The organism is Streptomyces sp. NPDC029956 (assembly GCF_055574655.1).
The window spans coordinates 24,156-49,699 of record NZ_JBVHZJ010000045.1 but is presented as its reverse complement, the minus strand read 5'-3'; the positions used below and the strand labels follow the sequence as shown (position 1 = coordinate 49,699).

Below are 25,544 nucleotides of genomic sequence, written 5' to 3'. Positions count from 1 at the left end.
CCGTCCGGCGGTCAGGCGGCGGGGGCGACCAGGCGGTAGCCGACGCCCCGCACGGTCTCGATCAGGGCGGGCATCCGGAGCTTGGAGCGCAGGGAGGCGACGTGCACCTCGAGGGTGCGGCCGGTCCCCTCCCAACTGGTGCGCCAGACCTCGCTGATGATCTGTTCGCGGCGGAAGACGACTCCGGGGCGCTGGGCGAGGAGGGCGAGCAGGTCGAACTCCTTGCGGGTGAGGGGCACGCTCTCGCCGTCGACGCTGACGCGGCGGGTGGGCAGCTCGATGGTGACGGAGCCGAGCCGCAGCTGGGTTCCGTCGGTGCCGCCGCCCGCCGCCTCCTCCGTGCCGGCGTTGCGCCGGCTGACGGCGTGGATCCGGGCGAGGAGCTCGCCGGGGTCGTAGGGCTTGACCACGTAATCGTCGGCGCCGAGGTTGAGCCCGTGGATCCGGGAGCGTACGTCGCCGCGCGCGGTCACCATGATCACCGGGGTGGTGGTGAGCTTTCGGATGCGGCCGCAGACCTGGTAGCCGTCCTGGTCGGGCAGGCCGAGGTCCAGCAGGATCACCCCGAACGAGGGACGCTCGCCCTGCGCCGTGGGCAGCACGGCCTGGAGCGCCTCCTCGCCGTTGCGGGCGTGGGTCACCGTGAACCCGTGCTTCGCGAGGATCGCGGAGAGGGCGGCGGCGACATGGTCGTCGTCCTCGACGAGCAGCAGTCGCATACGTACCTCCTCCGTGGGGATCTTCATGGGGATCTTCGTGGTCGTGGTGCCGAGCGGCTCTCTGTGTACCAGGTGGTACCAAGGCATGAACACCGAACATCGGTGTCACAGTCAAGTGTCCCCCTGTGACGGCGGCGTTTCCGTTATGCAGCCGGTACGGCCCGGGGTGTCCCGTTCACACACTGTGTCCGGTTGCGGCCGGATCGTTATCCTCAATTTCCGCTCAGATGTGATGACGGTCGTCACATCGGGTCTCTAGTGTCCTCCCCAACCGAGGAGGACGGAGCTAGAGCCCGATGAGCGGAGAGTCAGTGTCCAAGCCCCTGCACAAGGGTCCCGAGGACACCCCGCACGCCACGGACGACCTGGTCGTACTGTCCGGCGTGAACAAGCACTTCGGCGCACTGCATGTCCTCCAGGACATCGATCTGACGATCAGCCGCGGCGAAGTCGTGGTCGTCATCGGACCCTCCGGGTCCGGCAAGTCGACGCTGTGCCGCACGATCAACCGGCTGGAGAGCGTCGACTCCGGCACCATCACCATCGACGGCAAGCCGCTGCCGGCGGAGGGCAGGGAGCTCGCCCGCCTGCGTTCCGACGTCGGCATGGTCTTCCAGTCGTTCAACCTCTTCGCGCACAAGACGGTGCTCGAGAACGTGATGCTGGGCCAGATCAAGGTCCGGAAGACGGAGAAGAAGGCCGCCGAAGAGAAGGCCCGCGCCCTGCTCGACAGGGTCGGCGTCGGCACCCAGGCGGACAAGTACCCGGCGCAGCTGTCCGGCGGCCAGCAGCAGCGTGTGGCGATCGCCCGCGCGCTCGCCATGGGCCCGAAGGTCATGCTGTTCGACGAGCCGACCTCCGCGCTCGACCCCGAGATGATCAACGAGGTCCTCGAGGTCATGCAGCAGCTGGCGCGGGACGGCATGACCATGGTCGTCGTGACCCACGAGATGGGATTCGCACGCTCCGCGGCCAACCGGGTCGTCTTCATGGCGGACGGTCGCATCGTCGAGCAGGCGACGCCCGAGGAGTTCTTCAGCAACCCGCGCAGCGACCGGGCCAAGGACTTCCTCTCCAAGATCCTTCACCACTGAGCGAGTTCGGGCCTATTCTTCCCAACTCACTTCTAGATCAAGGGACATTCCTCGATGAAGCTTCGCCGCACCCCTGCCGCCGCCGCGGCCGCCGTCGTCCTCGCGCTGACCGCCACCGCCTGTGGCACCGGCTCCGACTCGGGCAGCAACGGTGACAAGATCACCGTCGGCATCAAGTTCGACCAGCCGGGCCTCGGCCTGAAGACCCCGGACGGCACGTACGCCGGCTTCGACGTCGACGTCGCCAAGTACGTCGCCAAGGAGCTCGGCTTCGCCGAGGACAAGATCAACTGGAAGCAGGCGCCGAGCGCCGACCGCGAGAACCTGATCAAGAACGGTGACGTGAAGTTCGTCGTCGCCAGCTACTCGATCAACGAGAAGCGCCTCAAGGAGGTCGACTTCGCGGGCCCGTACTTCGTGACCCACCAGGACCTGCTGGTGCGCGCCGACGACTCGTCGATCACCAAGGCCGACGACCTCAACACCAAGAAGCTCTGCTCGGTCACCGGCTCGACCTCCGCGCAGAACGTCAAGGAGAAGCTCGCCCCCAAGGCCGACCTCCAGCAGCTCGGCGGTTACTCCGAGTGCCTGACCGGCCTGGAGAACAAGCGGGTCGACGCCCTGACCACGGACGCCTCCATCCTCGCGGGCTACGCCTCGCAGAAGGAGCACCAGGGCAAGTTCAAGCTCGCCGGTCTCTCCCTGAGCGACGAGAACTACGGCATCGGCCTCAAGAAGGGCGACACCGAGCTCAAGGGCAAGATCAACAAGGCCCTGGAGAAGATGGTGTCCGACGGCACCTGGGACAAGCTCGTCAAGCAGCACTTCGGTCCCTCGGGCTACAAGAACGACCCCGCGCCGAAGATCGCCGGCTGACCCACCCCGCCCGGTCCGTGACGGCCGCCCCGCTCGACGGCGGCCGTCACACCGGCACCGGCCGCTGCCCACGCACCGGCCTCCACACCGACCGACCACCAGGGGAGAGCGCGGGGCATCGTGTTCGACTTTCTTGATTCCGGGCAGTACGACCTGCTCGGCGCCTTCTGGGTGACGGCGAAGCTCGCCCTCTACTCGGCGATCGGCTCCCTGATCTGGGGCACCGCCCTCGCCGCCATGCGAGTCAGCCCGGTACCCCTCATGCGGGGCTTCGGCACCACATACGTCAACCTCGTCCGGAACACCCCGTTGACCGTCGTCATCGTGGCCTGCTCGTTCGGCCTCGACCAGACGCTCGGGATCACACTCGGCGCGGACCGCTCCGAGGACATCGGCTTCCGGCTCGCGATCCTCGGACTCATCGCGTACACCGGCACCTTCGTCTGCGAGGCACTGCGCTCCGGCATCAACACGGTGCCGGCCGGTCAGGCCGAGGCCGCCCGTGCGCTGGGACTGAGCTTCGTCCAGGTCCTGACGCTCGTGGTCCTCCCCCAGGCGTTCCGCGCGGCCGTGACCCCGCTCGCCAACGTCCTCATCGCCCTCACGAAGAACACCACCGTGGCCGCGGCCATCGGCGCCGCCGAGGCGGCTCTCCTGATGAGGGAGATGATCGAGAACGAGGCCGACGCGCTCTTCGCCGTCTTCGCCGTCTTCGCCTTCGGTTTCATCGTTCTCACCCTTCCGACCGGCCTGTTCTTCGGCTGGGCGGCCAAGCGACTGGCGGTGAAGCGATGAGTTCCGTCCTGTACGACACCCCCGGGCCGCGTGCCAAGCGGCGCAACCTCCTCTTCACGATCGGGTTCCTCGCGGCGCTCGCTCTGGTGGCGTGGTGGGTCCTGGCGGCCCTCAACGACAAGAACCAGCTGGCCGCCGACAAGTGGAGTCCGTTCGTCACCGACTCCCGGGTCTGGACGACCTATCTGCTGCCCGGCCTGACGGAGACCCTCAAGGCCGCCGGCCTCGCGATCCTGATCGCACTGCCGCTCGGAGCCCTCCTCGGCATCGGCCGGCTCTCCGACCACCGCTGGGTGCGGGTCCCCGTCGGCGCGGTCGTGGAGTTCTTCCGCGCCATCCCGGTGCTGCTGCTCATGGTCTTCGCGAACGCCCTCTACCGGGAGTTCACGACCATCAGCTCCGACTTCCGCCCGCTCTACGCGGTCGTCACCGGTCTGGTGCTCTACAACGCCTCGGTGATCGCCGAGATCGTCCGCGCCGGTGTGCTCTCGCTGCCGCGCGGCCAGGGCGACGCGGCCGAGGCGCTCGGCATGCGCAAGGGCCAGACCATGATGCACGTCCTGCTCCCGCAGGCCGTCACCGTCATGCTCCCCGCCCTGGTCAGCCAGCTCGTCGTGATCGTCAAGGACACGGCACTCGGCGGCGCGCTGCTCGGCTTCACGGAGCTCCTCAGCCAGAACCGGCAGATCACGGCCAACTACGGCGCCAACACGATCGCCACCTTCACCGTCATCGCGCTGATCTACATCGCCCTCAACGCGATCGTCACCGCCCTCGCGGGACGTCTGGAGAAGCGCCTGCGCAAGGGCAAGAAGTCCGCCGCGGCGGCCATCCCCGCCCAGGGCGGACCGGCCGATGTGAAGAGCGACGCCGTCAGCGGCGCCTGACCCCTCCAGGGGTCCGTGGGACAACAGGGGTGGGCCGGAGCGGTACTGACTTCAGGTCAGCCGCACCGCGCCCACCCTGTCGCTTGACGCAAGCACCCTCAGTGGGTTGCATACGGTCTGTGATCAAGCACCGGGCTCGTGCCACACTCAGATGTGCTGCCCCCATGACCGTCCGGCCTTCAGGAGCCGCGCCGTGGACCCGGTGATCATCGTGGGCGCGGGGCCGGTCGGCCTCGCGCTCTCCCTCGCGCTCGCCGCGCAGGGCGTGCCGAGCGTCGTCCTCGACGAGAGCTCGGGCAAGGACGAACCACGCCCCGCCCGCAGCGTCGTGCTGCGCGCCGACATGGCCGCGATGGTCGAGCGGCTCGGCTGCACCACCCTCCGTGACGAGGGTGTCCGCTGGGTCGGCTGGCGCGGCATGCGCCGCCGTCAGGTGGTCCGCCATCTCACCCTCGACCTGGGACTCGGCGGTACGGAGGAGTGGTCCGAGGACCCCGCCGCACCCTCGGCCCCGGCCGCGCCGCTGCACATCCCGCAGCACGCCCTCGCACGCGGGCTCCGGGCCGCCATCGCCCACCAGAAACTGATCCGGCTCGTCACCGAGGCCCGGCTCGACACCATCGAGCAGGACCGCGACGGCGTCGTCGCCCACACCCGAGGCCCGGCGGGCACCTGGTGGCGCGGCAGCCACCTCGTCGGCTGCGACGGCGCCCGCTCGACCGTGCGCAAACTGCTCGGCATCCGTTTCCCGGGCCGTACGGCCGTGGAACGGCACGCGGTCGCCGCGCTGCGCACCGAACTCCCCTGGCCCGGCGAGGCCCTGTTGCACCGTCAGCCGCCGTGGCGCGGCGCATCCGACGAGATCACCGCCCGCCCACTGCCCGACGGGGTGTGGCGGATCGACTGGCTGCTGCCGCCCCGGGGCGATCTCGTCACGCCCGACGCGCTGGTCGCCCGGATCCGCGAGACCCTGGCCGGCTGGTGCGACGGCGTGACGCCCCCGTACGAGCTCATCGACACCGGCGTCCACACGCTCCACCACCGGCTCGCCCGGCGCTGGCGGGTCGACCGCGTCCTCCTCGCCGGGGACGCGGCGCACCTGCTCGGCGCGGTCGGCACCCAGGGCCTCGACGAGGGGTTGAGGGACGTCGACAACCTCGCCTGGAAACTCGCCCACACCTGGCACCACGGAGCCTCCGAGCGGCTGCTCGACAGCTACCAGAGCGAGCGGCGCTCGGCCGTCGCCCACCGGCTGCGCGCCGCCGACCAGTCGCTGCCGGTCCTACGGGGCGGCGGCGGCCTGCGGACGTACCTTCCGGGCGCCGCGCGCGGCCACGACGCACTCCTCACCGACGGCCATGTGGGGCGCGGCCCGCTCGGCGCGCCCCCGGCGTACCCCCACTCCCCCCTCGCACCTCCGTACACCGAGGGCCGGACCCCGGTCGGCACCCCGGAAGGCGCCCCGGTCGAGGACGTCCGCGTGACCGCCCCCGACGGCACGACCGTACGGCTCCGGGACCGGCTGGGTCAGGGCCGCCTCCTGGTGGTCCTGGTCGCCCCCGGCACCGGGGTGTGGGACCGGCGGCACTGGCGCGGCGCCGGGGTGATGCCCCGGCTCGAAGAGGCGGTCGCCGCCCTCCCGGCGAAGGCCGAGGTCCTGGTCACGGAGGCCTATCCGGGCGCCCCCGCCCACGCCGTCCTGCTGGTACGGCCCGACGGGCATCTCGTCGCGGCCTTCGCCGGGGTCCACCCCGAGGAGCTGCACGCGGCGGCGGACGCGGCCCGCGGCGGCTCGCCGACCGACGAGCCCGAGGACGGGCCGGAGACCGGGACGGAGCCCGGTTCGAAGGCGGCGACGACGTCCGGAGCGAAGTCCGGGACGAAGGCCGGAGCGAAGGCCGCGGCGGAGGTGGGGGCCGCCGGAGTGTCCACGGGGAGTGACCGCACAGCGGACATGCATTGATTCCCCTCGGCGCGCATGGTGTACTCCGGAGCGTGACCGACACCGATGTGCGCCTGTGGCGGAGGGTCCATATGGACCTCGTCCGCTATGCGGGCTGCGTGTGTCGCCCGTCCTGCTGATCTCGCCCCTTCCCCGCGCGCGCCCCGCCACCGCCGTACGTCCAGGTACGCCCGTGTGCCGTGCTGCCGCCGCGCGCTCTCAGCGAACCCAGGACGGTCATCCGTGTCTCGACCCGCCCCCGCACGCTCCCTGAGCTCAGCCGTCGGCACCTCCGTCGGCACCTCCGTCGGCACCTCCGTCGGCACCTCTCCCGGCGTCTCCCGCGATGCCTCCACCGACTCCCGCACCGCTGCTGCCGCCCCGGCGCCCGGCACCCCGACGGCGGCCGACCTTCTCGACTTCGTCCGGCGCACGGCGGCGGACCGGGAACTGGTCGACTCCCTGCCGCTCGACCCCGAGGGCCGTACCTGGGTACGGCTCGAAGGCCCCGGCGGCAGCGAAGCCTGGCTCATCGGCTGGCCGCCCGGCACGGGCACGGGCTGGCACGACCACGCCGAGTCTCTGGGCGCCTTCGCCACCGCGCGCGGCACCCTCACCGAGAACGCGCTGGCGGTCCGGCTGCCGGCGAGCGGCTGGAAGACCCTGGAGCTGGCCGACGGCCTCGACCGCTCCCGCCGGCTCGGGGAGGGCGGCGGCCGCGCCTTCGGCCGTCACCATGTGCACGAGGTGCTCAACGAGTCCCCCGACACCCACGCGGTCTCGGTGCACGCCTACTATCCGCCGCTCCCGCTGATCCGGCGCTTCAGCCGGACGGGCGCGGTGCTCCGTCTCGAGCAGGTCGAACGCCCGGAGGACTGGCAGTGAGCGACAGCGACAACGTCGGTATCGACGAGCTCCTGGAGCAGGTCAGGTCCGGCCTCGACCGCATCGAGCCGCGGGCCGCCTACGAGGCGTACGAGACGGGTGAAGCGCTCCTGGTGGACACGCGCTATGCGGCCCTGCGTGAACGGGACGGCCTGATCCCGGGCGCGCTGGTCGTGGAGCGCAACGAACTGGAATGGCGGCTGGACCCGCTGGGCAGCCACCGCGCGCCGGAGGCGACCGGCCACGACCTGCTGGTGGTGGTCCTCTGCAACGAGGGGTACGCCTCCTCCCTCGCGGCGGAGTCCCTGCGCCGTCTGGGCCTGCGGCGGGCGACCGACCTGATCGGCGGCTTCCAGGCCTGGAAGGCGGCGGGCCTCCCGGTCCTGCTGCCGACGACACGGGGCTGAGCCCGGACGGAGCCCGGACGGGACAAGGCTGAACCCGGACGGAACCGGACGCGTCCTTCTGATCTCCCCCGGGGATCAGAAGGACTCGTCGAGCCCGTCCGTGTCCTCGCCCTCGGCCTCCAGCGCCTGGCGGACGACGCGGAGGGCCATGCCCTCGGGATACCCCTTGCGGGCGAGCATCCCGGCGAGTCGTCTCAGGCGCCGGTCGCGGTCGAGACCGCGGGTGGCGCGCAGCTTGCGGGCGACGAGCTCCCGCGCGGTGGCCTCCTCCTGGTCGGAGTCGAGCTGCTCCACCGCCTCCTGGATGAGAGTCGGCTCGACGCCCTTGGTCCGCAGCTCGCGGGCGAGGGCCCGGCGGGCGAGGCCCCGGCCGTGGTGGCGGGACTCCACCCAGGCTCCCGCGAAGGCGGCGTCGTCGATGAGCCCGACGTCCTCGAAGCGGGAGAGGACCTCCTCGGCCACCTCGTCGGGGATCTCCCGCTTGCGCAGTGCGTCGGCGAGCTGCTTGCGCGTGCGGGGGTTCCCGGTGAGCAGGCGCAGGCAGATCGCCCGCGCCCGCTCGGCCGGGTCCTGGGGTGACAGCTCCTTCTCGGCCCTCGACGAGTCGGGGCTGTCACCCGGCCATTCGGTGCGACCGGTCACCGGTTCAGCTCTTGACCGCGGTGGCCTTGGTCGCCTTCGCGGTCTTGCTCGCGGGTGCCGGGACGCTCTTGGCGGCGTCGTCCGTGCCGGCGGTGTCCGCGGCGGCCGCCGCGTCCGTCGCCGCCTCGGTCTTGGCGGCCTCGGGCCGGACGCCGACGCCCAGCTTCTCCTTGATCTTCCTCTCGATCTCGTCGGCGAGGTCGGGGTTGTCCTTCAGGAAGTTGCGGGCGTTCTCCTTGCCCTGGCCGAGCTGGTCGCCCTCGTACGTGTACCAGGCACCGGCCTTGCGGACGAAGCCGTGCTCCACGCCCATGTCGATCAGACCGCCCTCGCGGCTGATGCCCTGGCCGTAGAGGATGTCGAACTCGGCCTGCTTGAAGGGGGGCGCGACCTTGTTCTTGACGACCTTGACGCGGGTGCGGTTGCCGACCGCGTCCGTGCCGTCCTTGAGGGTCTCGATACGGCGGATGTCGAGGCGCACCGAGGCGTAGAACTTCAGGGCGCGGCCACCGGTCGTGGTCTCCGGCGAGCCGAACATCACGCCGATCTTCTCGCGGAGCTGGTTGATGAAGATCGCGGTGGTCTTGGACTGGTTGAGCGCGCTGGTGATCTTCCGGAGCGCCTGGCTCATCAGTCGGGCCTGGAGACCGACGTGGGAGTCGCCCATCTCGCCCTCGATCTCCGCGCGCGGGACGAGCGCGGCGACGGAGTCGATGACGATCAGGTCGAGGGCGCCGGAGCGGACCAGCATGTCGACGATCTCGAGGGCCTGCTCGCCGTTGTCCGGCTGGGACAGGATGAGGTTGTCGATGTCGACGCCGAGCTTCTTGGCGTACTCGGGGTCGAGGGCGTGCTCGGCGTCCACGAACGCCACCTGGCCGCCGGCCTTCTGGGCGTTCGCCACCGCGTGCAGGGTCAGGGTCGTCTTGCCGGAGGACTCCGGGCCGTAGACCTCCACGACACGGCCGCGCGGCAGGCCGCCGACGCCGAGGGCGATGTCGAGGGCGGTCGATCCGGTCGGGATCACCTCGATCGGCTCCTGGGTGCGGTCGCCCATGCGCATCACGGCGCCCTTGCCGAATTGGCGTTCAATCTGTGCGAGCGCGGCGTCGAGCGCCTTCTCGCGGTCGGTTCCTGCCATGGGTTCCACCCGGTTTGCTTGAGTCGATCGCTTCATGTGAAAGACGCTAACCCCTGCCACTGACAATGGGCCCCGACGTCCCCTCCAGCCTGTGGACAACTCGGCGACAAGCCCGAGATTCCAAGGGCCGGGCTTCCATGAGAATGGATGTTCGATTTCAGTGTCAAGCACACCCGCCGGACGACACGCCGACGTGTCGCGACGGCCAGGCGCCGTCGCGACCCGGCGGCGCGCGACCTGATCGCGATCGGTGCGCAGGGCGGCGCTCGGATCACGGTCCGTGCGCGGGGCGGCACTCTCCTCCGCGGCGGCCAGAGGCCCGCACCCCTGACCGCCGGCCGGAACTCCCTTTCCTACGACGGGGCTTCGTACATCCGGGCAGGGGGCGATACTGATCGTGACCGTCGCCTCGTACCCGATCGGTCCCGGACAGGACCGGTCGGGTGGGGGCGGGAACGCATCTTTGTCGATGTCTCCGAGGGGAGCCTTCATGACCACGGCGAAAGACCTGTTCATCATCGCCATGGACCCGAGGTCGGACCATTCCGTGGGTCAGGGGGACCTGTCGCTCGCACTCGCGGGAGCCGAGCTGATCGATCTCCTCGGCGCCGGGGCCGTCACCGTGGACGACGACCGCATCGTGCCGGGCGAGCCGTCGGCGCCGGACGACCGGCTCCTCGGCGAGGCCGCGGCGGAACTCTCCCGCCAGGAGCCGCACGAACTCGTCGAGGACTGGCTGTGGCGCCGGGGCCGCGACCTCTCGGCCGCGTACCGGACCGCGCTGGAGAGCGCCGGCGAGCTGACGCGGAAGCGGAACGGCCTGCTGCCCTTCGGTCCGGAACGCGTGGAACCGGCCGACACGCCCGCGAGCCGCCGGGCCACCGACCGCTGGGAGGAGCACGAACCCGTCCTGGCCGCCCTCGCCTCGGCCGTGGGCATCGGCAGCGGACGGTCCGACGACGAGTCCGACCTCGACGACGCGCCCGGCCTCGGCGACGAGGCGGTGACGACCGTGGTCGCCGTCGTCCACGACGCGGTGATGGAACTCGAGGCCGTACGCCAGAGGCGGACCATCGAGAACACCGCCTTCGCCAACATCTGGCGCGGACCGTGAGCCCGGGCCGGGGCCCGGACCGGGCCCCGGCCACGGTTCACATGCCGGGTTCATACCGGTCCAGGCGAGGAGAACGTCGACGCCCCGGTCGCCGTCGGTGCCCCGGTCGCCGTCGGTGAGTGCGACGGCCACCCGGACCGGGGCGCAGCCCCCGGGCACGGCGGCCGTCCAGCGCGGTGTGCCGGTACGCAGGCCCAGGGCACGGACGGCACCGACGGCACGGACGGCCCGGGCGTCCCTGCCCCCCTGGTCCGGCACTTTCGAAGATCACAGCGTGGAGGCCTTCTAAGTCCAACCTGCGTTGTTCCTAGACTGGCGGGATGGAGGACACGCAGGACATCGACGCGATCGCCATGCTGCAGGACCCGGTACGGCGCCGCCTGTACGAGTACGTGGCGGCACAGGGCCGTGAGGTCGGGCGCAACGAGGCCGCCGAGGCCGCCGGGGTGACGCGCACGCTCGCCGCGCACCACCTGGACAAGCTCACCGGCGCCGGGCTCCTGGAGAGCGGCAGCCGCCGCCTGACGGGCCGCTCGGGGCCGGGGGCGGGCCGCCCCGCCAAGGTCTACACGCGGGCGCGTGCCGAGCGGTCGGTGTCCCTGCCGGCCCGCGACTACCGCACAGCCGCCGAGCTGCTCGCCGAGGCGGCCGAGCAGGCCGGGCTCGACGTCGGACTGTGCGCGGCCGCACGCCGCCGGGGCGAGGAGCTGCGCGGCTCGGCGGCGCCCTGCGGCGGCCTGGAGGAGGCGATGAGGGCGCTGGCGGCGCGCGGCTACGAACCGCACCTGGAGGGCGCCGGGGACACCGCGCACACCGAAGGCGCCGCCGCCGCGGTCGTCCGCATGCGCAACTGCCCCTTCCACGCCGTCGCCGAACGCTTCCCGCCCCTCGTCTGCGGCATGAACCTCGCGCTCCTGGAAGGCCTCCTCGGCACGGACGGCGCCGTACGCGCGCGCATGGACGCCCGGCCGGGCGAGTGCTGCGTCGTGGTCGAGACTTCTAAAACCAACATTCATTGACATAGAAAACCGCGCCGTGCTGGGATGAGGCCATGACCGCATCCCCGCACGCCGCCGCCCACCTCGCCCAACTCAACGTCGCCACGCTCCTCCACCCCCTCGACGACCCGCGCCTGGCGGGGTTCGTCGAGCTCCTCGACCCGGTCAACGCCGCCGCGGACGGCACACCCGGCTTCGTGTGGCGGCTGGTGGAGGACGGCGCGGCCGACGCCACCGCCCTGCGCCCGGCGGGCGAGGACGTGATCGTCAACCTGTCGGTCTGGGAGACCCAGGAGGCCCTGTGGGACTTCGCCTACCGCAGCGGCCACCTGGAGGTGATGCGGCGGCGCCGCGATTGGTTCGCACGGCACGTCGAGTCGCACCTGGTGCTGTGGTGGGTCCCCGCAGGGCACGTCCCGAGCGTCGAGGAGGCCCTGGAGCGGCTGGCGGAGCTCCGGACGAACGGCCCCTCCCCGCGCGCGTTCACCTTCGCCTCCTCGTACAGCGCCACCGAGACGGCACAGCACGTCGAGGCCACACGGCACGCCGAGGCCGCACAGCACGCCGAGGCCGCACAGCACGTCGATGCGGCGCCCGCCGAGGAGTCACGCGTCGGCTGAGGCGGCTACTCTGCGCTCCGATGCCCGTCACCGGCACGCCGGTCGCGGCTGCGCCCGTCCGCCGAGGGATTCGGAAGCGCCGCCCACAGGTCCCCGCCCCCGCCGCCTCCCACGACCAGCCGCATCAGCGTGAGCGCCTTCGCCGGCAGCGGTTCCGTCCGCAGGGCGTGCAGGTCCGGGGTGGCGGTGAGGTCACGGGTGGCCGCCTCCAGGACCGCGCCGAGGGTCGGCGCGTCACCGGCCAGCGGGCCGAGCGCGCCGGTGACGAGGCTGCCGAGGACCTTGCGGCGGAGCACGGCCGGGTCGTCGTTCAGAAGGCGGCCGCTGACGGGCGGGGCCGGGACGCCGTGCCGGGCGAGGCGGGCGGGGCTGATGCGGATGTCGGCGAGGTCCCGGTAGACGAGGCGCCGGGTCCGGTCGTCGGCGTCGACCACGGCGAGCAGGTTCTGGCCGTGCGCCTCCAGGGCCACCCCGAGGTCGAGCAGCTCCAGGCAGACGCCGAGCGCGAGGCGCGCGAACTCGACGACGCGGTCGAGCCGTTCACCCACCGGACGGGCCGCAAGCAGGGCGGGCAGGGCGGCCACCGGAACGACACGCTCCCCGGCCGCCGGGTCCGCGTACACCTGCGGCGACTCGCGCAGAAGCGCCGCCAGATCGGCCGTTCCCGCCCCCGCCGCCGCGATCGTACGGGCGATGCGCAGCCGGCCGTCGAGCCGGCGGGCGAGCCCCTCGACGAACTCGGACGTCGCGAGGGAGTGGGTCACGGTGTACGCCGAGATGTCCCGCACGGTGGAGGTGAGTTGCGTGGTCAGCGAGGTCTTGACGTGCCGGTCGCCGCCCAGGTCGAGCGTCCGCAGCGACAGCAGCGGGTGGGCGTCGGGGCCGGGCCGCAGCGCCAGGCCGGTCAGCACGTGCCGGGCCTGCCACGGGTGTACGGGGATCAGCACGGAGGAGCCGTCGCGGAGTTCGCGCGGCCACTCCCCCGACAACGACACCGCCGCGCCGGCGACCGGGGCGAGCCGCAGGGACACCAGCGGCCGGTGTTCGGGGGCGTACGCGAGCTGCTCGGCGGCGGAGAAACCGGGCCGGGAACGGCAGCCCGGATGGTACGGATGCCCGTCGGTCTCGCCCTGCTCCCACTCCCACGGATGGACGGGCGGCACCGTTCGCCGAGGGGCCGTACGGGAAAGGGCGAGCGACGCGACACTGTGGTCGAGCTCGGCCGCCAGGCGCGCGCCCCGCGGAACGGTCAGGGCCGCCACCAGGTCAGCCGGATGGTCGTACCGGGCGCCGGCCAGGTCGAGTGCGGACACCGACGCCCTCGTCGCCCAGGGATCCGAGTGCGGCCCCCGCAGGCGACGCCCGTCCGCCAGGTACAGGGTGACGCCCTCGCGGTCGGGCGCCCGCGCGGCGACCCAGGGAAGCGGCTCGTGCACGAGCCCGCGCCACAGCCGGGTCAGCACGGCCTCCCGGGCTCCCGGGAGCTCCGCCGCGTACGCCGCCGTGAGCTCCGGGCGTACGACGTCCAGCTCGGCGGCCAGAGTCCGCTCCGCGGCGGTTCGGCACACGGTTCGGCACATACGGTTGTTCTATCGCGGTCGAACGCGATCCACACATACTGAAGGCGATGAACACACTCGCGCGGACCGCCGACGCACTGGCGGTGACGCCCCTGCTCAACTGCCTGCTCCGAGAGGCGGCGGACCCGGCGGTGGAGGCCCCCGCGGATCCGTCCCTGCACCCCTCCGCGGATCCGTCCGCGGGTCCGTCCGCAGGACTGCCGACGGACCCGCCCACCCACCCGCCCACGGGCCTGCCCTCAGGCCCGGCCACGGAGACGCCCCCCGGACCACCCGACCCATCCGGCCCACCTGGCCCATCCGGAAGCGGTGGCACCACCCCGTACGCCGTCCACCGCCTGCGCGTCAGCGGCCGCCTCCTGCGCGTCCGCCCCGGCCACCGTCCCTCCGCCCCCGAACTCTGGACGGGCCGCGCCTGGCGCATCCTCGGTCACGCGGAGCTCGTCGACCTCGCCGTCCAGGAGATGTACGCCTCCACCGGCCGCGCCAACCCCGCTCTGGTTGCCGAGATGGCCGCCAGCCGCACCGCCGTCCAGGCCGTGCTCGCCGCACGCGCCCGCGTGGCGCCGCCCGAGGACCCCTGGCTGCGCTCCGAACAGGCTCTGGTCATGGGCCACCCGTACCACCCGGCCCCCAAGGCGCGCCTGGGCGAGGGCCCGACCGCCGACTGGCTGCGCTACGCGCCCGAGGCGTACGCCCGATTCCCGCTCGTCCTGCTCGGCGTCCGCGAGGACGCGGTGGTCGAGGACGGTGACACCCGGGCCCTGGACACCCTCGGAGAAGCGCCCCCGGGCTACCGCCTGCTGCCGGCCCACCCCTGGCAGCTCGCACTCTCCGACCGCGCCACGCGCGTGCGTGCCGCCTTCGCCGAGGGACGCATCGTCCGGCTGGGCGTCACGCCCGGGGCAGCGCGGCCGACCGCCTCGGTCCGCACCCTGCACCTTCCCGAGGACGCTGCGCGGACCACCGGGACCGGGGACATGTTCCTCAAGTTCAGCCTCGACGTGCGGATCACCAACGACATCCGCCGGATGCGACGCCACGAACTGCTCGAGGTCCGCCGCACCGACCCCGCCGTGACCGCCGCCTTCGCCGCCATGGACGGCCCGGCGTCCTGGCTCAGCGACCGCGGCTACCGCACGGTGGACGGCCTCTTCGAGACCTGCGCCGTCCTCGTCCGGGACGGCCTCGACCGGCACCTGACCCCCGGCTCGACCGCGGTGCTGACCGCCGCGCTCGCGGAGGGCTTCCCCGGGAACCCCCTCGACCGGATCGCCGACCCCCGGCCCTGGTGGGCGGCGTATCTGCGATGCGTCGTGACGCCGGTCCTGGAGGCGTTCGCCCGCTTCGGTGTCGTCGTGGAGTGCCACCTGCAGAACACCCTGATCTCGGTGGACGCCCACGGAATCCCCGTCCAGTCCGTCTTCCGCGACGCCGAGGGCGCCAAGACGATCCCCGAGACGCCCCGCGCGGCGGCCTGGCGGAGGCTCGTGTACTGCCTCGTCGTCAACAACCTCTCCGAGATCGCCGGTGCCCTCACCCACCGATTCCCGGGGTCGGCCCCCGTGCTGTGGGCGATGGCCCGCGCCGAGTTCGAGCGGGGCGGTGGGCTGTCGGCGCTCCCCGACGTCAAGGCGCTGCTGGACTCCCCCACCGTCCCCGGCAAGGCCAACCTGCTCTCCCGCTGGCTCCGCGCGGAGGGCACCGCGCCCCACTACCTCCCGGTGCCCAACCCGCTCACGACCGCCTAGGACTCCGTACGCCCCTGACTGTCGCCCCTGACCCGCTCCAGGCCCCGGCCCTCGCCCTCGCCCCTGTCCTGCTCCTGCTCCCGCTCCCGCTCCCGCTCCCAGTCACGGTCCCGCATCCGACGCGCCCGCGCTCCCCGCACCACCCGAGTGATCCCGTACCCCAGCACCCAGGGCAGCACGGTGATCCCCAGGACGTACACCAGGACGTAACCGAGCACGTCCTCATGCCAGGTGGGGTCGTCCCACCTGTCCGCGGGCAGGATGATCACGGACGCCGAGACCGCGACCGGCACCAGCGGCAGCAGCACCGACCACAGCCGCGGCCACCACCCGGGCCGCCGGGCGCACCACACCCCCACGGCCCCCATGACGAAGGGCCCGAACGGCACCCACAGCACCACGGGCACGAACAGCAGCACCCACCACTCGTCCGAGTACCCGAACATCATCGGAGCCCCCCAAGCCCGTCGGCCCGCACACTGCCGCCCCCACGAACCGTCCCGCCTATCCTTCGACGCATGTCCCTCCCCCTCCGTTCCCCGGGCGGCGGGCGTCTTTCGCCACGGGCCGCAGATGCCGTCGTGGCGGGTGCCGTCCTGCTCGTCGTCGCCGTCTGGACGCTCGTCTCCGCGCGGTACGCGAGCGAGCCCGCCGTCCGTACGGTGCTCGGCTGGCTGCTGATCCTGATCGGATGCGGAGCCCTGTACTTCCGGCGTCGGCAGCCGGTCGCCGTCTCCGTCGTCACGCTGCTCGCCTGTGTCGTCTACTACCCGCTGTCCGCCCAGGACGGCCCGCTGATGATCGCCTTCGCGATCGCGCTGTACACGACCGCCGCGGAGGGCCGCTTCGCCGCCGCCGTCGCGCTGGCCGCCGTCACCCTCCTCGCGGTCGGGCTCGGCGAGATCCGGCAGCGGCCGGGGCACCGGCAGATCGACGACACCTCGCTCGTCATGCTGGCCGGCTGGCTGATCAGCCTCGTCGCGGTGGGCCGGGCCCAACGCACCCGGATCGCCTATCTGCACGAGGTGGAACAGCGGGCGCTGGCCGCCGAGCGGGAGCACGAGGCCCGGGCCCGGCAGAGCGCCACGGAGGAGCGGCTGCGGATCGCCCGGGAGGTGCACGACGTGCTCGGCCACAGCATCTCGCTGATCAACGTCCAGTCGGGTGCCGCGCTCCACCGCCTCGGCAAGGGGCCGGCCCCGGAAGCCGGGCTCGCCACCGCCACCGAGGCCCTGGAGGCGGTGAAGTCCACCAGCAAGGACGCGCTGCGCGAGCTGCGGGCCACCCTCGGGGTGCTGCGCCGCGCCGACGATCCGACGCCTACGGCCCCGTCCTCCTCCGGTCTCGCGCTTCTCGGCGATCTTGCCGCACGCGCGCGTAGCGCCGGTCTCGATGTCCGTACGGACGTCACGGGCACGCCCGTGCCCCTTCCGCCGCCCATCGACCTGGCCGCGTACCGGATCGTGCAGGAATCGCTGACGAACGTCACCCGCCACGCGGGCGCGAGGAGCGTCCGCATCACTCTCGACTGGGGCGCGGACGCGGTGCGGCTGCGGATCGCGGACGACGGCGAGGGCGCGCCGGAGGGTCGTCCGCTCGGCAGCGGGATCCGGGGCATGGCCGAGCGGGCCCGTGCGTTCGGCGGCGAGCTGAGCGCCGAGAACGGGGACGACGGCGGTTTCCGGGTGGACGCGCGACTGCCATTCTCGGAGCCAGGCACGTCCGACCCCGGCACGCCCGAACCCACCGGGTCCGAACCCGGCCCGTCAGACCCCGCCACCCCCGAACCGACCACCCCCGAACCGACCACGCCCGAACCCACCACGCCTGACACCACCGCGTCCGACCGCGACGCGTCCGAGAGGGACTCCCGATGATCCGTGTCGTGCTCGCCGACGACCAGACCCTGGTCCGGGCCGGCTTCCGGTCGATCCTCTCCGACGAGGAGGACCTCCAGGTCGTCGGCGAGGCCGGGGACGGTGAGCAGGCGATCGCGCTCGCCCGCGAACTGCGCCCGGACGTGGTCCTGATGGACATCCGCATGCCCGTCCTCGACGGCCTGGAGGCCACCCGCCGCATCACCGCCGACGAGCGGCTCGAAGGGGTACGGGTGGTCATCCTGACCACCTTCGACGCGGACGACCACGTGTACGGGGCGCTCCGCGCGGGCGCGTCGGGCTTCCTCGTGAAGGACACCGAGCCGATGGAACTGCTGCACGCGGTACGGGTCGTGGCGCGCGGTGACGCGCTGATCGCCCCGGCCGTGACCCGGCGCCTGATCGCCGAGTTCGCGGGCCGGGCCGACCGGCAGCCGGACCCGAGCCCCCGGCTCAACGCCCTCACCGAGCGGGAGCGCGAGGTCCTCGGCCTGGTGGGCGCCGGGCTGTCGAACGACGAGATCGCCGGCCGCCTCGTCCTGTCCCCCGCGACCGCGAAGACCCATGTCAGCAGGATCATGACCAAGCTGGCCGTACGGGACCGGGCGCAGCTGGTGATCCTGGCGTACGAGTCGGGGATGATCACGCCCGGCTGGCTGGCCTGACCGGGAGCCGGTCCCCTGAGTGGCGGGACCCTCGGCACAACTCACGGGGTACGCGCGCGTGGGCCGACACAACCGCTGGGGTACGGCCACTGTCCACCCGGGGGTGACGCCAGGCCCCTGACCGTACGCCGACGCTGATCGGGTGAATCAGGACGTACTCGATCTTGCGCGGCTGCAGTTCGCCCTCACGGCGGGCGGCCACTTCCTCTTCGTCGCCCTCACCCTGGGGCTCGCGACCGTCGTGGCCGTGCTGCAGACGCGGGCCACGTTCAGCCGGAAGCCGCTGGACGCGCGCATGGTGCGGTTCTGGGGCCAGCTGTACGTGATCAACTACGCGGTCGGCATCGTCACCGGTCTGGTGATGGAGTTCCAGTTCGGCATGGCGTGGAGCGGGCTCACCCACGAGGCGGGCAACATCCTCGGGGCCTCGCTCGCCGTCGAGACGATCGTGGCGTTCTTCGTCGAGTCGACCTTCCTCGGCCTGTGGATCTTCGGCTGGAACCGGCTCAACCGCTGGGCCCACCTGGCGGCGATCTGGATCGTCGTCCTGACCGCCTACGTCTCGGCGTACTGGATCCTCGTCTCCAACGGCTTCCTCAACCACCCCGTGGGCTACGGCTCCGAGAACGGCGAGCTCGTCCTCGACGACCCGGTCGCGGTGCTGACCAACCCCTCCGCGCTGCTCGCCTTCGGTCACATCGTGGCGGGCGCCCTGCTCACTGCGGGGTTCTTCATGGCCGGGGTGAGCGCGTACCACCTGTTCCGGCGCAGCCCGGAGTGGGAGTTCTTCGGCCGCAGCCTGCGGATCGGAGTGTTCCTCTCGGCCCCCGCGCTGATGGTGACCGCCGTCTTCGGAGGGGTGCAGTTCGCCGTCCTCGACGCCTTCCAGCCGATGAAGTCAGCCGTGTTCAGCGGAAAGACCGCGGAGATCGCACGGGTCCAGGCAGAGCTGACGGAACGTTTCGGGCCCGGTGACTACGTGCCCTCGGAGGCATGGACCAGGGGCGGCGCGCTGGTGATGCTGATCTGCTTCGCGCTGATGATGTACCTGTGCTTCGCCGGGGTGATCTTGGCCGCCTTCAGGAAGGTCGTCTTCCGGTTCCGTCCGTGGCATCTCGTGCTGATGGCGTCCGTCCCGCTGCCGTACATCGCGATGATCAGCGGCTGGGTGTTCCGGGAGTCCGGGCGGCAGCCCTGGGTGGTCTACGGACTGCTGAAGACGGAGGATGCGGTCTCGGACCTCTCCCCCGGCACCATGCGTCTCTCCCTCACCGTCTTCACCACGGTCTTCGTCCTGCTCGCCCTGCTCAACGCCTGGCTCCTCACCCGCCACGCGCGCCGGGGCCCGGTCGACGCCGGCCTCGGCCACGACGAACGTCCCACCGGGGGCGGCAGGAGCGGGAATGGAGGCGGAGACGGAGACGGGAACAACGGTGAGAACGGAACACCCGACCCGGCCGACGCCCTCCCGGCCCCCCGCTACTGAACGGCCCGCTTCCCCCTGCCCCTACCCCCAGCCCCAGCCCCAGCGACCGTCCCCGTCCCTGCCCCCAGAAATGCCCGAGGAGCCCCCGTGGAGACCCTGGCCATCGCCCTGCTCGCCTTCTTCGCGGCGGGCTGGTTCGTCCTCGCCGGGGCGGACATCGGCACCGGCATGCTCACACCCTGGCTCGGCCGGAACGACCGCGAGCGGCGGCTGGTCCTCGCCTCGTTCGCCCCGTTCTTCCTGGGCAACGAGGTCTGGCTGGTGGCCACCGTGGGCGTCCTCGTCGGCTGCTTCCCCGCTCTCGAAGGCGAGCTCCTGAGCGGCCAGTTCCCGGTGCTCGTGGCCCTGCTGACCGGCTGGATCGTCCGCGACGCGGGCCTCTGGTCCCGCGGCCGCGGTCCGGGTCCGCGCTGGCGCGCCGCCTGCGACACGGCGGTGACCTGCGGGAGCTGGTCCCTCGCACTGTCCTGGGGGTGGCTGCTCGCGGCCCTGCTCACCGGGCGGCCGTACACGCCCGCGACCGGCGCGACGGCCCTCCTCACCGCGTTCGCCGTGGCCGCGCTGTTCGCCGCGCACGGGCTCGGTTTCGCCACGCTCCGGCTCACGGGACTGCCGTACGAGCGCGCCCGCAGGCTCGTCGGACACGCAGGGCGCCCCTGGCAGTCCTTCGCGCTCACCGCGCCCCTGATGGGCGGGCTGCCCCTCTGGGCGGGCAGTGCGCTGCCCCTGGCCGAGCGGGCGGCGTCCCCCGTCACGCTCGGCCTGCTCGTGCCCACCCTGCTGGTCGTCACACCGCTGCTCGTGGCCGTCCAGGCGTGGATCTGGCACACCTTCCGGCACCGGGTCACCGGCCCGTCGTACCTCTGAGGGGCAGGCTCAGGACCTCCTCCGAGGCAAGGCTCGGGAATGCCTCGAAGGAGCGGGCTCGGGAATCCTCCGAACGGACAGGCTCAGGAGTCCTCGGGCCGGGACGGCCCGGCCCCGGGCTCCTCCGCCGACGGACCTTCGGACCGCGACGACGGGCCCTCCTTGGACGCCGACCGGGCCTCCCGGGCGAGCTCCTTCTCCTTCTTGTGGTGGAGGGCCTTCTGCAGCCGCGCGACCACGGCCTCCCCGTACCGCCGGTGCCCGTGGACGCGCGGGTCGTCCGTCACGTCGTACCGCTTCACGTAGGCACCGAGGAAGGCCTGGAGGGTGGCGACGGCCGGGATGGCGATCAGCGCGCCGACGACCCCGAGCAGCGCCGTCCCCGCGATGACCGAGCCGAAGGCGACCGCCGGGTGGATGTCCACCGTCTTCGACGTGAGCTTCGGCTGGAGCAGGTAGTTCTCGAACTGCTGGTAGATCACGACGAAGCCGAGCACCCACAGCGCGTACCAGGGGTTCACGGTGAAGGCGATCAGCATCGGCAGCGCGCCGGCCAGATAGGTGCCGATGGTCGGGATGAACTGCGAGACCAGGCCGACCCACACGGCGAGCGCGGGTGCGTACGGCACGTCGAGGATCTCGAAGAGCACGAAGTGCGCGACACCGGAGATGAGGGCCATCAGTCCGCGCGAGTACAGATAGCCGCCGGTCTTGTCGACCGCGATCTCCCAGGCCCGCAGCACCTCGGTCTGCCGGGCGGGCGGCAGGACGGAGCAGAGCGCGCGCCGCAGCCGGGGCCCGTCGGCCGCGAAGTAGAACGAGAACAGGAAGATCGTCAGCAGCCGGAACAGGCCGCCGAGGACGGTGGCGGAGACGTCGAGGACACCGGACGCGCTGTTCTGGACGTACTTCTGGAGCCAGTCGGAGCTCAGGACGCTGTCCTGGACCTCGACCCTCGACAGGTCCGTGTGGAAGGTCTGGTTGATCCAGTTGATCAGCGAGTCGAGGTACTTGGGGACGTTCTCGACCATGTCCACGATCTGGCCGGCGAGCATCGACCCCAGGAGGACGACGAAGCCGACGCCGAAGATCAGGACGGCGAAGAAGACGAGGAAGGTGGCGAGCCCCCGGCGCATTCCGCGCGCCGCCATGCGCCCGACCGCCGGTTCTATGGCGAGGGCGAGGAAGAAGGCGAGCAGGATGTTGACGAGGAGGCCTACGAGCTGGTGGAAGGCCCAGTTGCCGAGGAGGAAGACGGAGTAGAGCGCGAGGGCCAGGACGAGCGCGCGCGGCAGCCACCGCGGCATCTGGGCCGCCCGGGCGGCGGACACGGAGGCTGGACCGCCGCCGTCGCCGCTGCCACCCGGCGCCGTGGAGACGGCGGAGCCGGACGGTCCGGTCGAGGCGACCGCCCCGGCCGACGCAGCCGGTCCAGCGGGCCCGGTCGATCCAGCGGGTCCGGTCGAACCGGTCGATCCATCTGGTCCGGTCGAACCGCTCGTCGATCCGGTCGAACCCGTCGATGCCGTCAGGTCGGAGCCGTCGGTGTGCTCGGTGTCGTGGGAGCCGTCAGTGTCATCGATGTCGTCGGAGCCGTCGGTGTCGTCAGTCGGAGGAGCCACCCCGCCAGTCTCGCGCACCGCACGGACATTCCACCCCGGACCCCCCACATCCCCTTCGGTCACCTGCCGTGACCGGCCCGGTGGCGGTGGGGAGTGCTCTCCGGCGGCGCGGCGGACCGGACCGCCCGTCGACGTCCGGTCACTGCTTGTCGGCGGGTACGCCGACGGCCGCGCAGACGGCCCGCCACACGTCCTTCGTCTCCCAGCCGGAATCCAGCGCCTCGTGCACCGTCCGGCCTCCGAGCTCGGCCATCACATGGTCACGCGCGAAGGACTCGGCGTAGGACGCACCGAAGTGGTCCGCCATCCGTTCCCAGAAAATCGTCAACCGCATGACCCCAGTATCACGCTCCCAAGAGTGCAGCCCGCTCCATAGCCCTTGTCACCGCGACTTTCCGCCCTACGGTCGGAGCATGGCCGAAAAACCACTCTCCTCCCCCACAGCGACCCCCCTGGCCCGCGCCGAGCGTTTCATCTGGCTGACGGCCCGTGTCCTGGAACAGCGCCGGTTCGCCTACCACTTCCTGCGCGGTGGCGCGGATCAGGTGGAGACCGCCCTCTCGGCGTACCTCAACGAGGACGGCGGCTACGGACACGCCCTCGAACCCGATCTCCGCGGGCCCGTCAGCCAGCCCCTCCACACCGCGCACGCGCTGCGGGTGCTGGACTCCATCGGCCGTTGCGGCGGGCTGCGCGTGGAGCGGATCTGCCGCTACCTCACGGACGTCTCCACCCACGAGGGCGCGCTCCCGGCGATCCACCCGTCGCAGCGCCCCTACCCGTCCGCGCCGTTCGTCCCGGTCGTCGACTCACCGCCGAGCGCGCTGCTCAGCACCGGTCCGGTGGTCGGGGTGCTGCACCGCAACCAGGTCTGGCACGCGTGGCTGTTCCGGGCGACCGAGTTCTGCTGGTCGGCGGTCGAGTCCCTCGAGAAGTCGCATCCGTACGAGGTGCAGGCGGCCGTCGCCTTCCTCGACGGGGCCCCGGACCGCGCGCGTGCGGAAGCGGCCGCCGACCGGCTGGGGCGCATGGTCCGGGAGCAGCGGCTCGCCGTACTGGACCCGGACCGGGAGGAGGACTACCCGGTGGCGGACGGGTACGCGCCCGGGGAGCTGCACTTCCCGCACGACTACGCGCGCGTGCCGGACTCCCTGGCGACCCGCTGGTTCACGGAGGAGGAGATGGGCCGCTCGCTCGACCGGCTCGCCGCCGATCAGCGGGAGGACGGCGGCTGGCCGATCCGCTGGCGCACCTGGGCCCCCGGCACGGCTCTGGAATGCCGTCCGATGGTCACGGTCGAAGCCCTCCGCACCCTCCGCGCCCACGGCCGCCCGCTCGAATGACCTCGGGGCGGTGCGAGCAGGGCCCCTCGGGAGCAGAGGCCCCTCGCCCGCAGGTCGCTTCGGCGAAGCCTCCTTCGCCGCAGGTCACCACCCCGGAACCCCTCCGACACAGGTCACCACCCCGGAACCCTCCGACACAGGTCACCCCCGCGGAGCACCTCTGCCGCTGGTCACCGCCACGAAGCCGCTCCGCCGCAGGTCACCAGCCCAGCGCCCGTACCCCCGCCGTGACGGCGACGGCCGCGCCCACCACGACCAGGAACGGTGCCCGCAGGACGAGGGCGACCGCCGCCGCGGCGAGGCCGGCGGCGCGGGCGTCCAGGACGACGGCGCCGCCCGTGCTGAACGTCTGCTGCGCGGTGAGCGCGGCGAGCAGCGCCACGGGGAGCAGGGCGGCGAGCCGCTGTACGAGCGGGCGCTCCAGCGCGCCTGCGGGGACGAGCAGGCCGGCCAGCTTCACCAGGTAGCACCCGGCGGCGGTCAGCGCGATCGCGATCCAGACGTTCATCGTGAGTCCTTCTCTCGTCCGGTGGGGCCGATCCGGCGGCCCTGGAGCCAGAGCACCAGGGGCGCGGCGAGGGCCGCCGCGAGGACCGGGACGCCGGCGGGCAGCACGGGCAGCAGACCGAGACCGAGCAGGACGGCGATCCCGGCGGTGGCCCGCTCGGTCGCGGACTTCAGCATGGGGGCGAGCAGGGCCAGGAAGACGGCGGGTCCGGCCGCGTCGAGCCCCCAGGCGGCGGTGTCGCCGATCGCCTCGGCGCCGAGTGCCCCGAGGAGGGTGGTGGCGTTCCACAGGACGTAGAGCGTGAGTCCGGTGACGGTGAAGCCGATGCGGGCGGCCCGGCGGGTCGGCTGGGCCAGGGAGACGGCCGTGGTCTCGTCGATCACCCAGTGCGCGGCGAACGGCCTGACGGCCCTCGGCACGGCGAGGAGCTGGGAGAGTCGCAGCCCGTAGAAGGCGTTCCGGGTGCCGAGGAAGAAGGCCCCGGCGGCGGCCGTGAAGGGGTTGCCGCCGGCGGCGAGCGCTCCGACAAGGGCGAACTGCGAGGCGCCGGTGAAGACGAGCAGGCTGAGGACGCAGGTCTGGAGGACGCTGAGGCCGGAGCCCGCCGACGTCACGCCGAAGGCGAAGCCGGAGAGGCCGACGGCGACGCCGACCCCGAGGGCGTCGCGGACGACGGCCGCGTCGGGTTTGGCCGGTGTGCCGTCGCGTATGACGGGAGGTGCTGTCTGTTCTGCCACGTCAGGGACGTTACGGGAGCCCCGGCGGCCCGGTCTTGTACGTTCTTGCGGCGGGGCCCGCGATGCCCCGCGCGCGCTGGTACGCCCCCGGCGGCACCCCGACGCTGCGGGTGAAATGCCGGTTGAGGTGGGACTGGTCGGTGAAACCGACGGCCGCGGCCGCCTCCGCCGGGCGCGTCCCCGTGTCGAGCAGCTGTCTGGCCCGGCGCACGCGCGCGTCGGTCAGCCAGGTGTGCGGCGGCATCCCGTACGCGTCCCGGAAGGCCCGGAGGAGGGCGAAGGGGCTGGTGCCGAGGTCCGTGGCGAGCCGCTCCAGGGTCGGCGGCTCGATCATGCGGTCCTCCAGGACCGCACGCGCGCGTGCCGCGTTCCTGGCGCCCGCCGAGCGGGGCGGGAGCGGGGTGACGATCCCGCCGTGGCTGCGCAGCATCCGGGCGGTGACCAGCCGGAGCAGGCTGTCGGCGGCGAGCGCGTCGCCCTCCTCCGCGGCCCGGTGGACACCGACGACGAGCCGGGCGGCGTACGGGTCGTCCACGACGGGCGTGGTGAAGCCGACCGAGCCGCGCAGGGCGAGGGTGTCGGCGGCGATGGACCGCACGATCTCCGCGTCGGGGTAGATCGTCCGGTAGGTCCAGCCCTCGGGCACGCCCGCGTGCCCGGTGTGCGGGGTGTCGGGGTTCACCAGGGCGATCTGCCCGGGGCCCGCATGAACGAGATCGTCGCGGTAGTGGAAGGCCTCGACGCCCTCGGTGATCGCGGCGAAGACGAAGGTCTCGTGTGTGTGCCGGGCGAAGGCCTTGTGGATGTAGTGGGCGTGCAGCAGGTCGACCCCGGGCAGCTCGGAGTACTGCCAGTACCGTGCCCGCTCCCCGCTCGCCATGTCTCCATTCTGCGGCAGGGCCGAGGGGACCGCCGTCGTGCCCGCGGACATGCCCGGTCCGGATATCCCCAGGTCCGGGCCGTTGTCAGTGCAGGGGTGCACGATGGG

General features: G+C 72.4%; 27 protein-coding genes. 17 read left to right on the top strand and 10 right to left on the bottom strand.

All coding sequences use genetic code 11. The features are described from left to right. Positions 1-11: 11 nt before the first annotated feature. Positions 12-719, bottom strand: a complete 708-nt coding sequence (locus ACZ4XX_RS29190) for a response regulator transcription factor (RefSeq protein ID WP_468510863.1) — start codon at positions 717-719, stop codon at positions 12-14. A gap of 296 nt (positions 720-1,015) precedes the next feature. On the opposite strand from ACZ4XX_RS29190, the gene ACZ4XX_RS29185 reads away from it, so the two are divergent. The 8 genes from ACZ4XX_RS29185 (at position 1,016) to ACZ4XX_RS29150 (ending at position 7,605) form a co-directional block, all read left to right on the top strand. Then, positions 1,016-1,813 carry an amino acid ABC transporter ATP-binding protein gene (locus ACZ4XX_RS29185; protein WP_468510846.1) on the top strand — a complete coding sequence of 266 codons (798 nt, stop codon included), beginning with the start codon at positions 1,016-1,018 and terminating at the stop codon, positions 1,811-1,813. Between the two features lie 54 nt (positions 1,814-1,867). Then, positions 1,868-2,689: a glutamate ABC transporter substrate-binding protein gene (locus ACZ4XX_RS29180; RefSeq protein ID WP_468510845.1), complete on the top strand. Its 822-nt coding sequence runs from the start codon at positions 1,868-1,870 to the stop codon at positions 2,687-2,689. Between the two features lie 120 nt (positions 2,690-2,809). Further along, entirely contained in the window at positions 2,810-3,484 is a 675-nt protein-coding gene (locus ACZ4XX_RS29175; protein WP_468510844.1) for an amino acid ABC transporter permease, read from the top strand. After that, positions 3,481-4,371 (top strand): amino acid ABC transporter permease, encoded by an 891-nt coding sequence (locus ACZ4XX_RS29170; protein ID WP_468510843.1) that lies wholly within the window; start codon positions 3,481-3,483, stop codon positions 4,369-4,371. The genes ACZ4XX_RS29175 and ACZ4XX_RS29170 overlap by 4 nt, the downstream gene beginning before the upstream one ends. Positions 4,372-4,564: 193 nt before the next feature. Beyond that, complete coding sequence (locus tag ACZ4XX_RS29165) at positions 4,565-6,334, top strand: FAD-dependent monooxygenase (RefSeq protein ID WP_468510842.1); 1,770 nt, start codon at positions 4,565-4,567, stop codon at positions 6,332-6,334. 32 nt (positions 6,335-6,366) lie between these two features. After that, positions 6,367-6,453 carry a putative leader peptide gene (locus ACZ4XX_RS29160; RefSeq protein ID WP_311605579.1) on the top strand — a complete coding sequence of 29 codons (87 nt, stop codon included), beginning with the start codon at positions 6,367-6,369 and terminating at the stop codon, positions 6,451-6,453. Positions 6,454-6,556: 103 nt separating this feature from the next. Further along, positions 6,557-7,198 (top strand): cupin domain-containing protein, encoded by a 642-nt coding sequence (locus tag ACZ4XX_RS29155; RefSeq protein WP_468510841.1) that lies wholly within the window; start codon positions 6,557-6,559, stop codon positions 7,196-7,198. Next, on the top strand, positions 7,195-7,605 hold the full coding sequence (locus ACZ4XX_RS29150) for a rhodanese-like domain-containing protein (RefSeq protein ID WP_468510840.1): 411 nt from the start codon (positions 7,195-7,197) through the stop codon (positions 7,603-7,605). Before ACZ4XX_RS29155 ends, ACZ4XX_RS29150 begins: the two co-directional genes overlap by 4 nt. A gap of 75 nt (positions 7,606-7,680) precedes the next feature. On the opposite strand, the gene recX is transcribed toward ACZ4XX_RS29150, so the two are convergent. Then, positions 7,681-8,247, bottom strand: a complete 567-nt coding sequence (gene recX / locus ACZ4XX_RS29145) for a recombination regulator RecX (protein ID WP_468510839.1) — start codon at positions 8,245-8,247, stop codon at positions 7,681-7,683. Positions 8,248-8,251: 4 nt separating this feature from the next. Next, positions 8,252-9,388, bottom strand: a complete 1,137-nt coding sequence (gene recA / locus ACZ4XX_RS29140) for a recombinase RecA (RefSeq protein ID WP_468510838.1) — start codon at positions 9,386-9,388, stop codon at positions 8,252-8,254. 490 nt (positions 9,389-9,878) lie between these two features. Here recA and ACZ4XX_RS29135 point away from each other — a divergent pair, with 490 nt between their 5' ends. From ACZ4XX_RS29135 to ACZ4XX_RS29125, 3 genes are all read left to right on the top strand, one after another. Further along, entirely contained in the window at positions 9,879-10,502 is a 624-nt protein-coding gene (locus ACZ4XX_RS29135) for a GOLPH3/VPS74 family protein (RefSeq protein ID WP_468510837.1), read from the top strand. A gap of 320 nt (positions 10,503-10,822) precedes the next feature. After that, positions 10,823-11,521, top strand: coding sequence for a helix-turn-helix transcriptional regulator (locus ACZ4XX_RS29130; protein ID WP_468510836.1), 699 nt, complete (start codon positions 10,823-10,825; stop codon positions 11,519-11,521). 32 nt (positions 11,522-11,553) lie between these two features. Next, positions 11,554-12,120 (top strand): DUF3291 domain-containing protein, encoded by a 567-nt coding sequence (locus ACZ4XX_RS29125; protein WP_468510835.1) that lies wholly within the window; start codon positions 11,554-11,556, stop codon positions 12,118-12,120. A gap of 5 nt (positions 12,121-12,125) precedes the next feature. Here ACZ4XX_RS29125 and ACZ4XX_RS29120 read toward each other — a convergent pair whose 3' ends face one another. After that, positions 12,126-13,700: an IucA/IucC family protein gene (locus ACZ4XX_RS29120; RefSeq protein ID WP_468510834.1), complete on the bottom strand. Its 1,575-nt coding sequence runs from the start codon at positions 13,698-13,700 to the stop codon at positions 12,126-12,128. A 47-nt stretch (positions 13,701-13,747) separates the two neighbouring features. On the opposite strand from ACZ4XX_RS29120, the gene ACZ4XX_RS29115 reads away from it, so the two are divergent. After that, complete coding sequence (locus ACZ4XX_RS29115) at positions 13,748-15,451, top strand: IucA/IucC family protein (RefSeq protein ID WP_468510833.1); 1,704 nt, start codon at positions 13,748-13,750, stop codon at positions 15,449-15,451. Here ACZ4XX_RS29115 and ACZ4XX_RS29110 read toward each other — a convergent pair. After that, positions 15,448-15,900, bottom strand: coding sequence for a hypothetical protein (locus ACZ4XX_RS29110; RefSeq protein ID WP_468510832.1), 453 nt, complete (start codon positions 15,898-15,900; stop codon positions 15,448-15,450). The genes ACZ4XX_RS29115 and ACZ4XX_RS29110 overlap by 4 nt on opposite strands. 69 nt (positions 15,901-15,969) lie before the next feature. Between ACZ4XX_RS29110 and ACZ4XX_RS29105 the strand changes: the two genes are divergently transcribed. The 4 genes from ACZ4XX_RS29105 to ACZ4XX_RS29090 all read left to right on the top strand — a co-directional run bounded on the left by ACZ4XX_RS29105 (position 15,970) and on the right by ACZ4XX_RS29090 (position 20,346). Continuing rightward, entirely contained in the window at positions 15,970-17,328 is a 1,359-nt protein-coding gene (locus tag ACZ4XX_RS29105; RefSeq protein ID WP_468510831.1) for a sensor histidine kinase, read from the top strand. Continuing rightward, entirely contained in the window at positions 17,325-17,993 is a 669-nt protein-coding gene (locus ACZ4XX_RS29100; RefSeq protein WP_055604269.1) for a response regulator, read from the top strand. Before ACZ4XX_RS29105 ends, ACZ4XX_RS29100 begins: the two co-directional genes overlap by 4 nt. Positions 17,994-18,135: 142 nt before the next feature. Beyond that, positions 18,136-19,479: a cytochrome ubiquinol oxidase subunit I gene (locus ACZ4XX_RS29095; RefSeq protein ID WP_468510830.1), complete on the top strand. Its 1,344-nt coding sequence runs from the start codon at positions 18,136-18,138 to the stop codon at positions 19,477-19,479. Positions 19,480-19,566: 87 nt separating this feature from the next. Continuing rightward, complete coding sequence (locus tag ACZ4XX_RS29090) at positions 19,567-20,346, top strand: cytochrome d ubiquinol oxidase subunit II (protein WP_468510829.1); 780 nt, start codon at positions 19,567-19,569, stop codon at positions 20,344-20,346. 83 nt (positions 20,347-20,429) lie between these two features. On the opposite strand, the gene ACZ4XX_RS29085 is transcribed toward ACZ4XX_RS29090, so the two are convergent. Together ACZ4XX_RS29085 and ACZ4XX_RS29080 are read right to left on the bottom strand one after the other, a co-directional pair. Next, entirely contained in the window at positions 20,430-21,653 is a 1,224-nt protein-coding gene (locus ACZ4XX_RS29085; RefSeq protein ID WP_468510862.1) for an AI-2E family transporter, read from the bottom strand. A gap of 454 nt (positions 21,654-22,107) precedes the next feature. Then, positions 22,108-22,302 carry a DUF3046 domain-containing protein gene (locus ACZ4XX_RS29080; RefSeq protein ID WP_229314520.1) on the bottom strand — a complete coding sequence of 65 codons (195 nt, stop codon included), beginning with the start codon at positions 22,300-22,302 and terminating at the stop codon, positions 22,108-22,110. A gap of 79 nt (positions 22,303-22,381) precedes the next feature. On the opposite strand from ACZ4XX_RS29080, the gene ACZ4XX_RS29075 reads away from it, so the two are divergent. Next, entirely contained in the window at positions 22,382-23,311 is a 930-nt protein-coding gene (locus tag ACZ4XX_RS29075) for a hypothetical protein (protein ID WP_468510828.1), read from the top strand. A 199-nt stretch (positions 23,312-23,510) separates the two neighbouring features. Here ACZ4XX_RS29075 and ACZ4XX_RS29070 read toward each other — a convergent pair whose 3' ends face one another. Genes ACZ4XX_RS29070 through ACZ4XX_RS29060 form a run of 3 tightly spaced genes read right to left on the bottom strand, consistent with a single transcriptional unit; the run spans position 23,511 to position 25,436 of the window. Further along, entirely contained in the window at positions 23,511-23,819 is a 309-nt protein-coding gene (locus tag ACZ4XX_RS29070; protein WP_383583208.1) for an AzlD domain-containing protein, read from the bottom strand. Next, positions 23,816-24,556 carry an AzlC family ABC transporter permease gene (locus tag ACZ4XX_RS29065; RefSeq protein WP_468510827.1) on the bottom strand — a complete coding sequence of 247 codons (741 nt, stop codon included), beginning with the start codon at positions 24,554-24,556 and terminating at the stop codon, positions 23,816-23,818. Before ACZ4XX_RS29065 ends, ACZ4XX_RS29070 begins: the two co-directional genes overlap by 4 nt. 10 nt (positions 24,557-24,566) lie before the next feature. Next, positions 24,567-25,436: an AraC family transcriptional regulator gene (locus ACZ4XX_RS29060; protein WP_468510826.1), complete on the bottom strand. Its 870-nt coding sequence runs from the start codon at positions 25,434-25,436 to the stop codon at positions 24,567-24,569. Positions 25,437-25,544 lie beyond the last annotated feature (108 nt).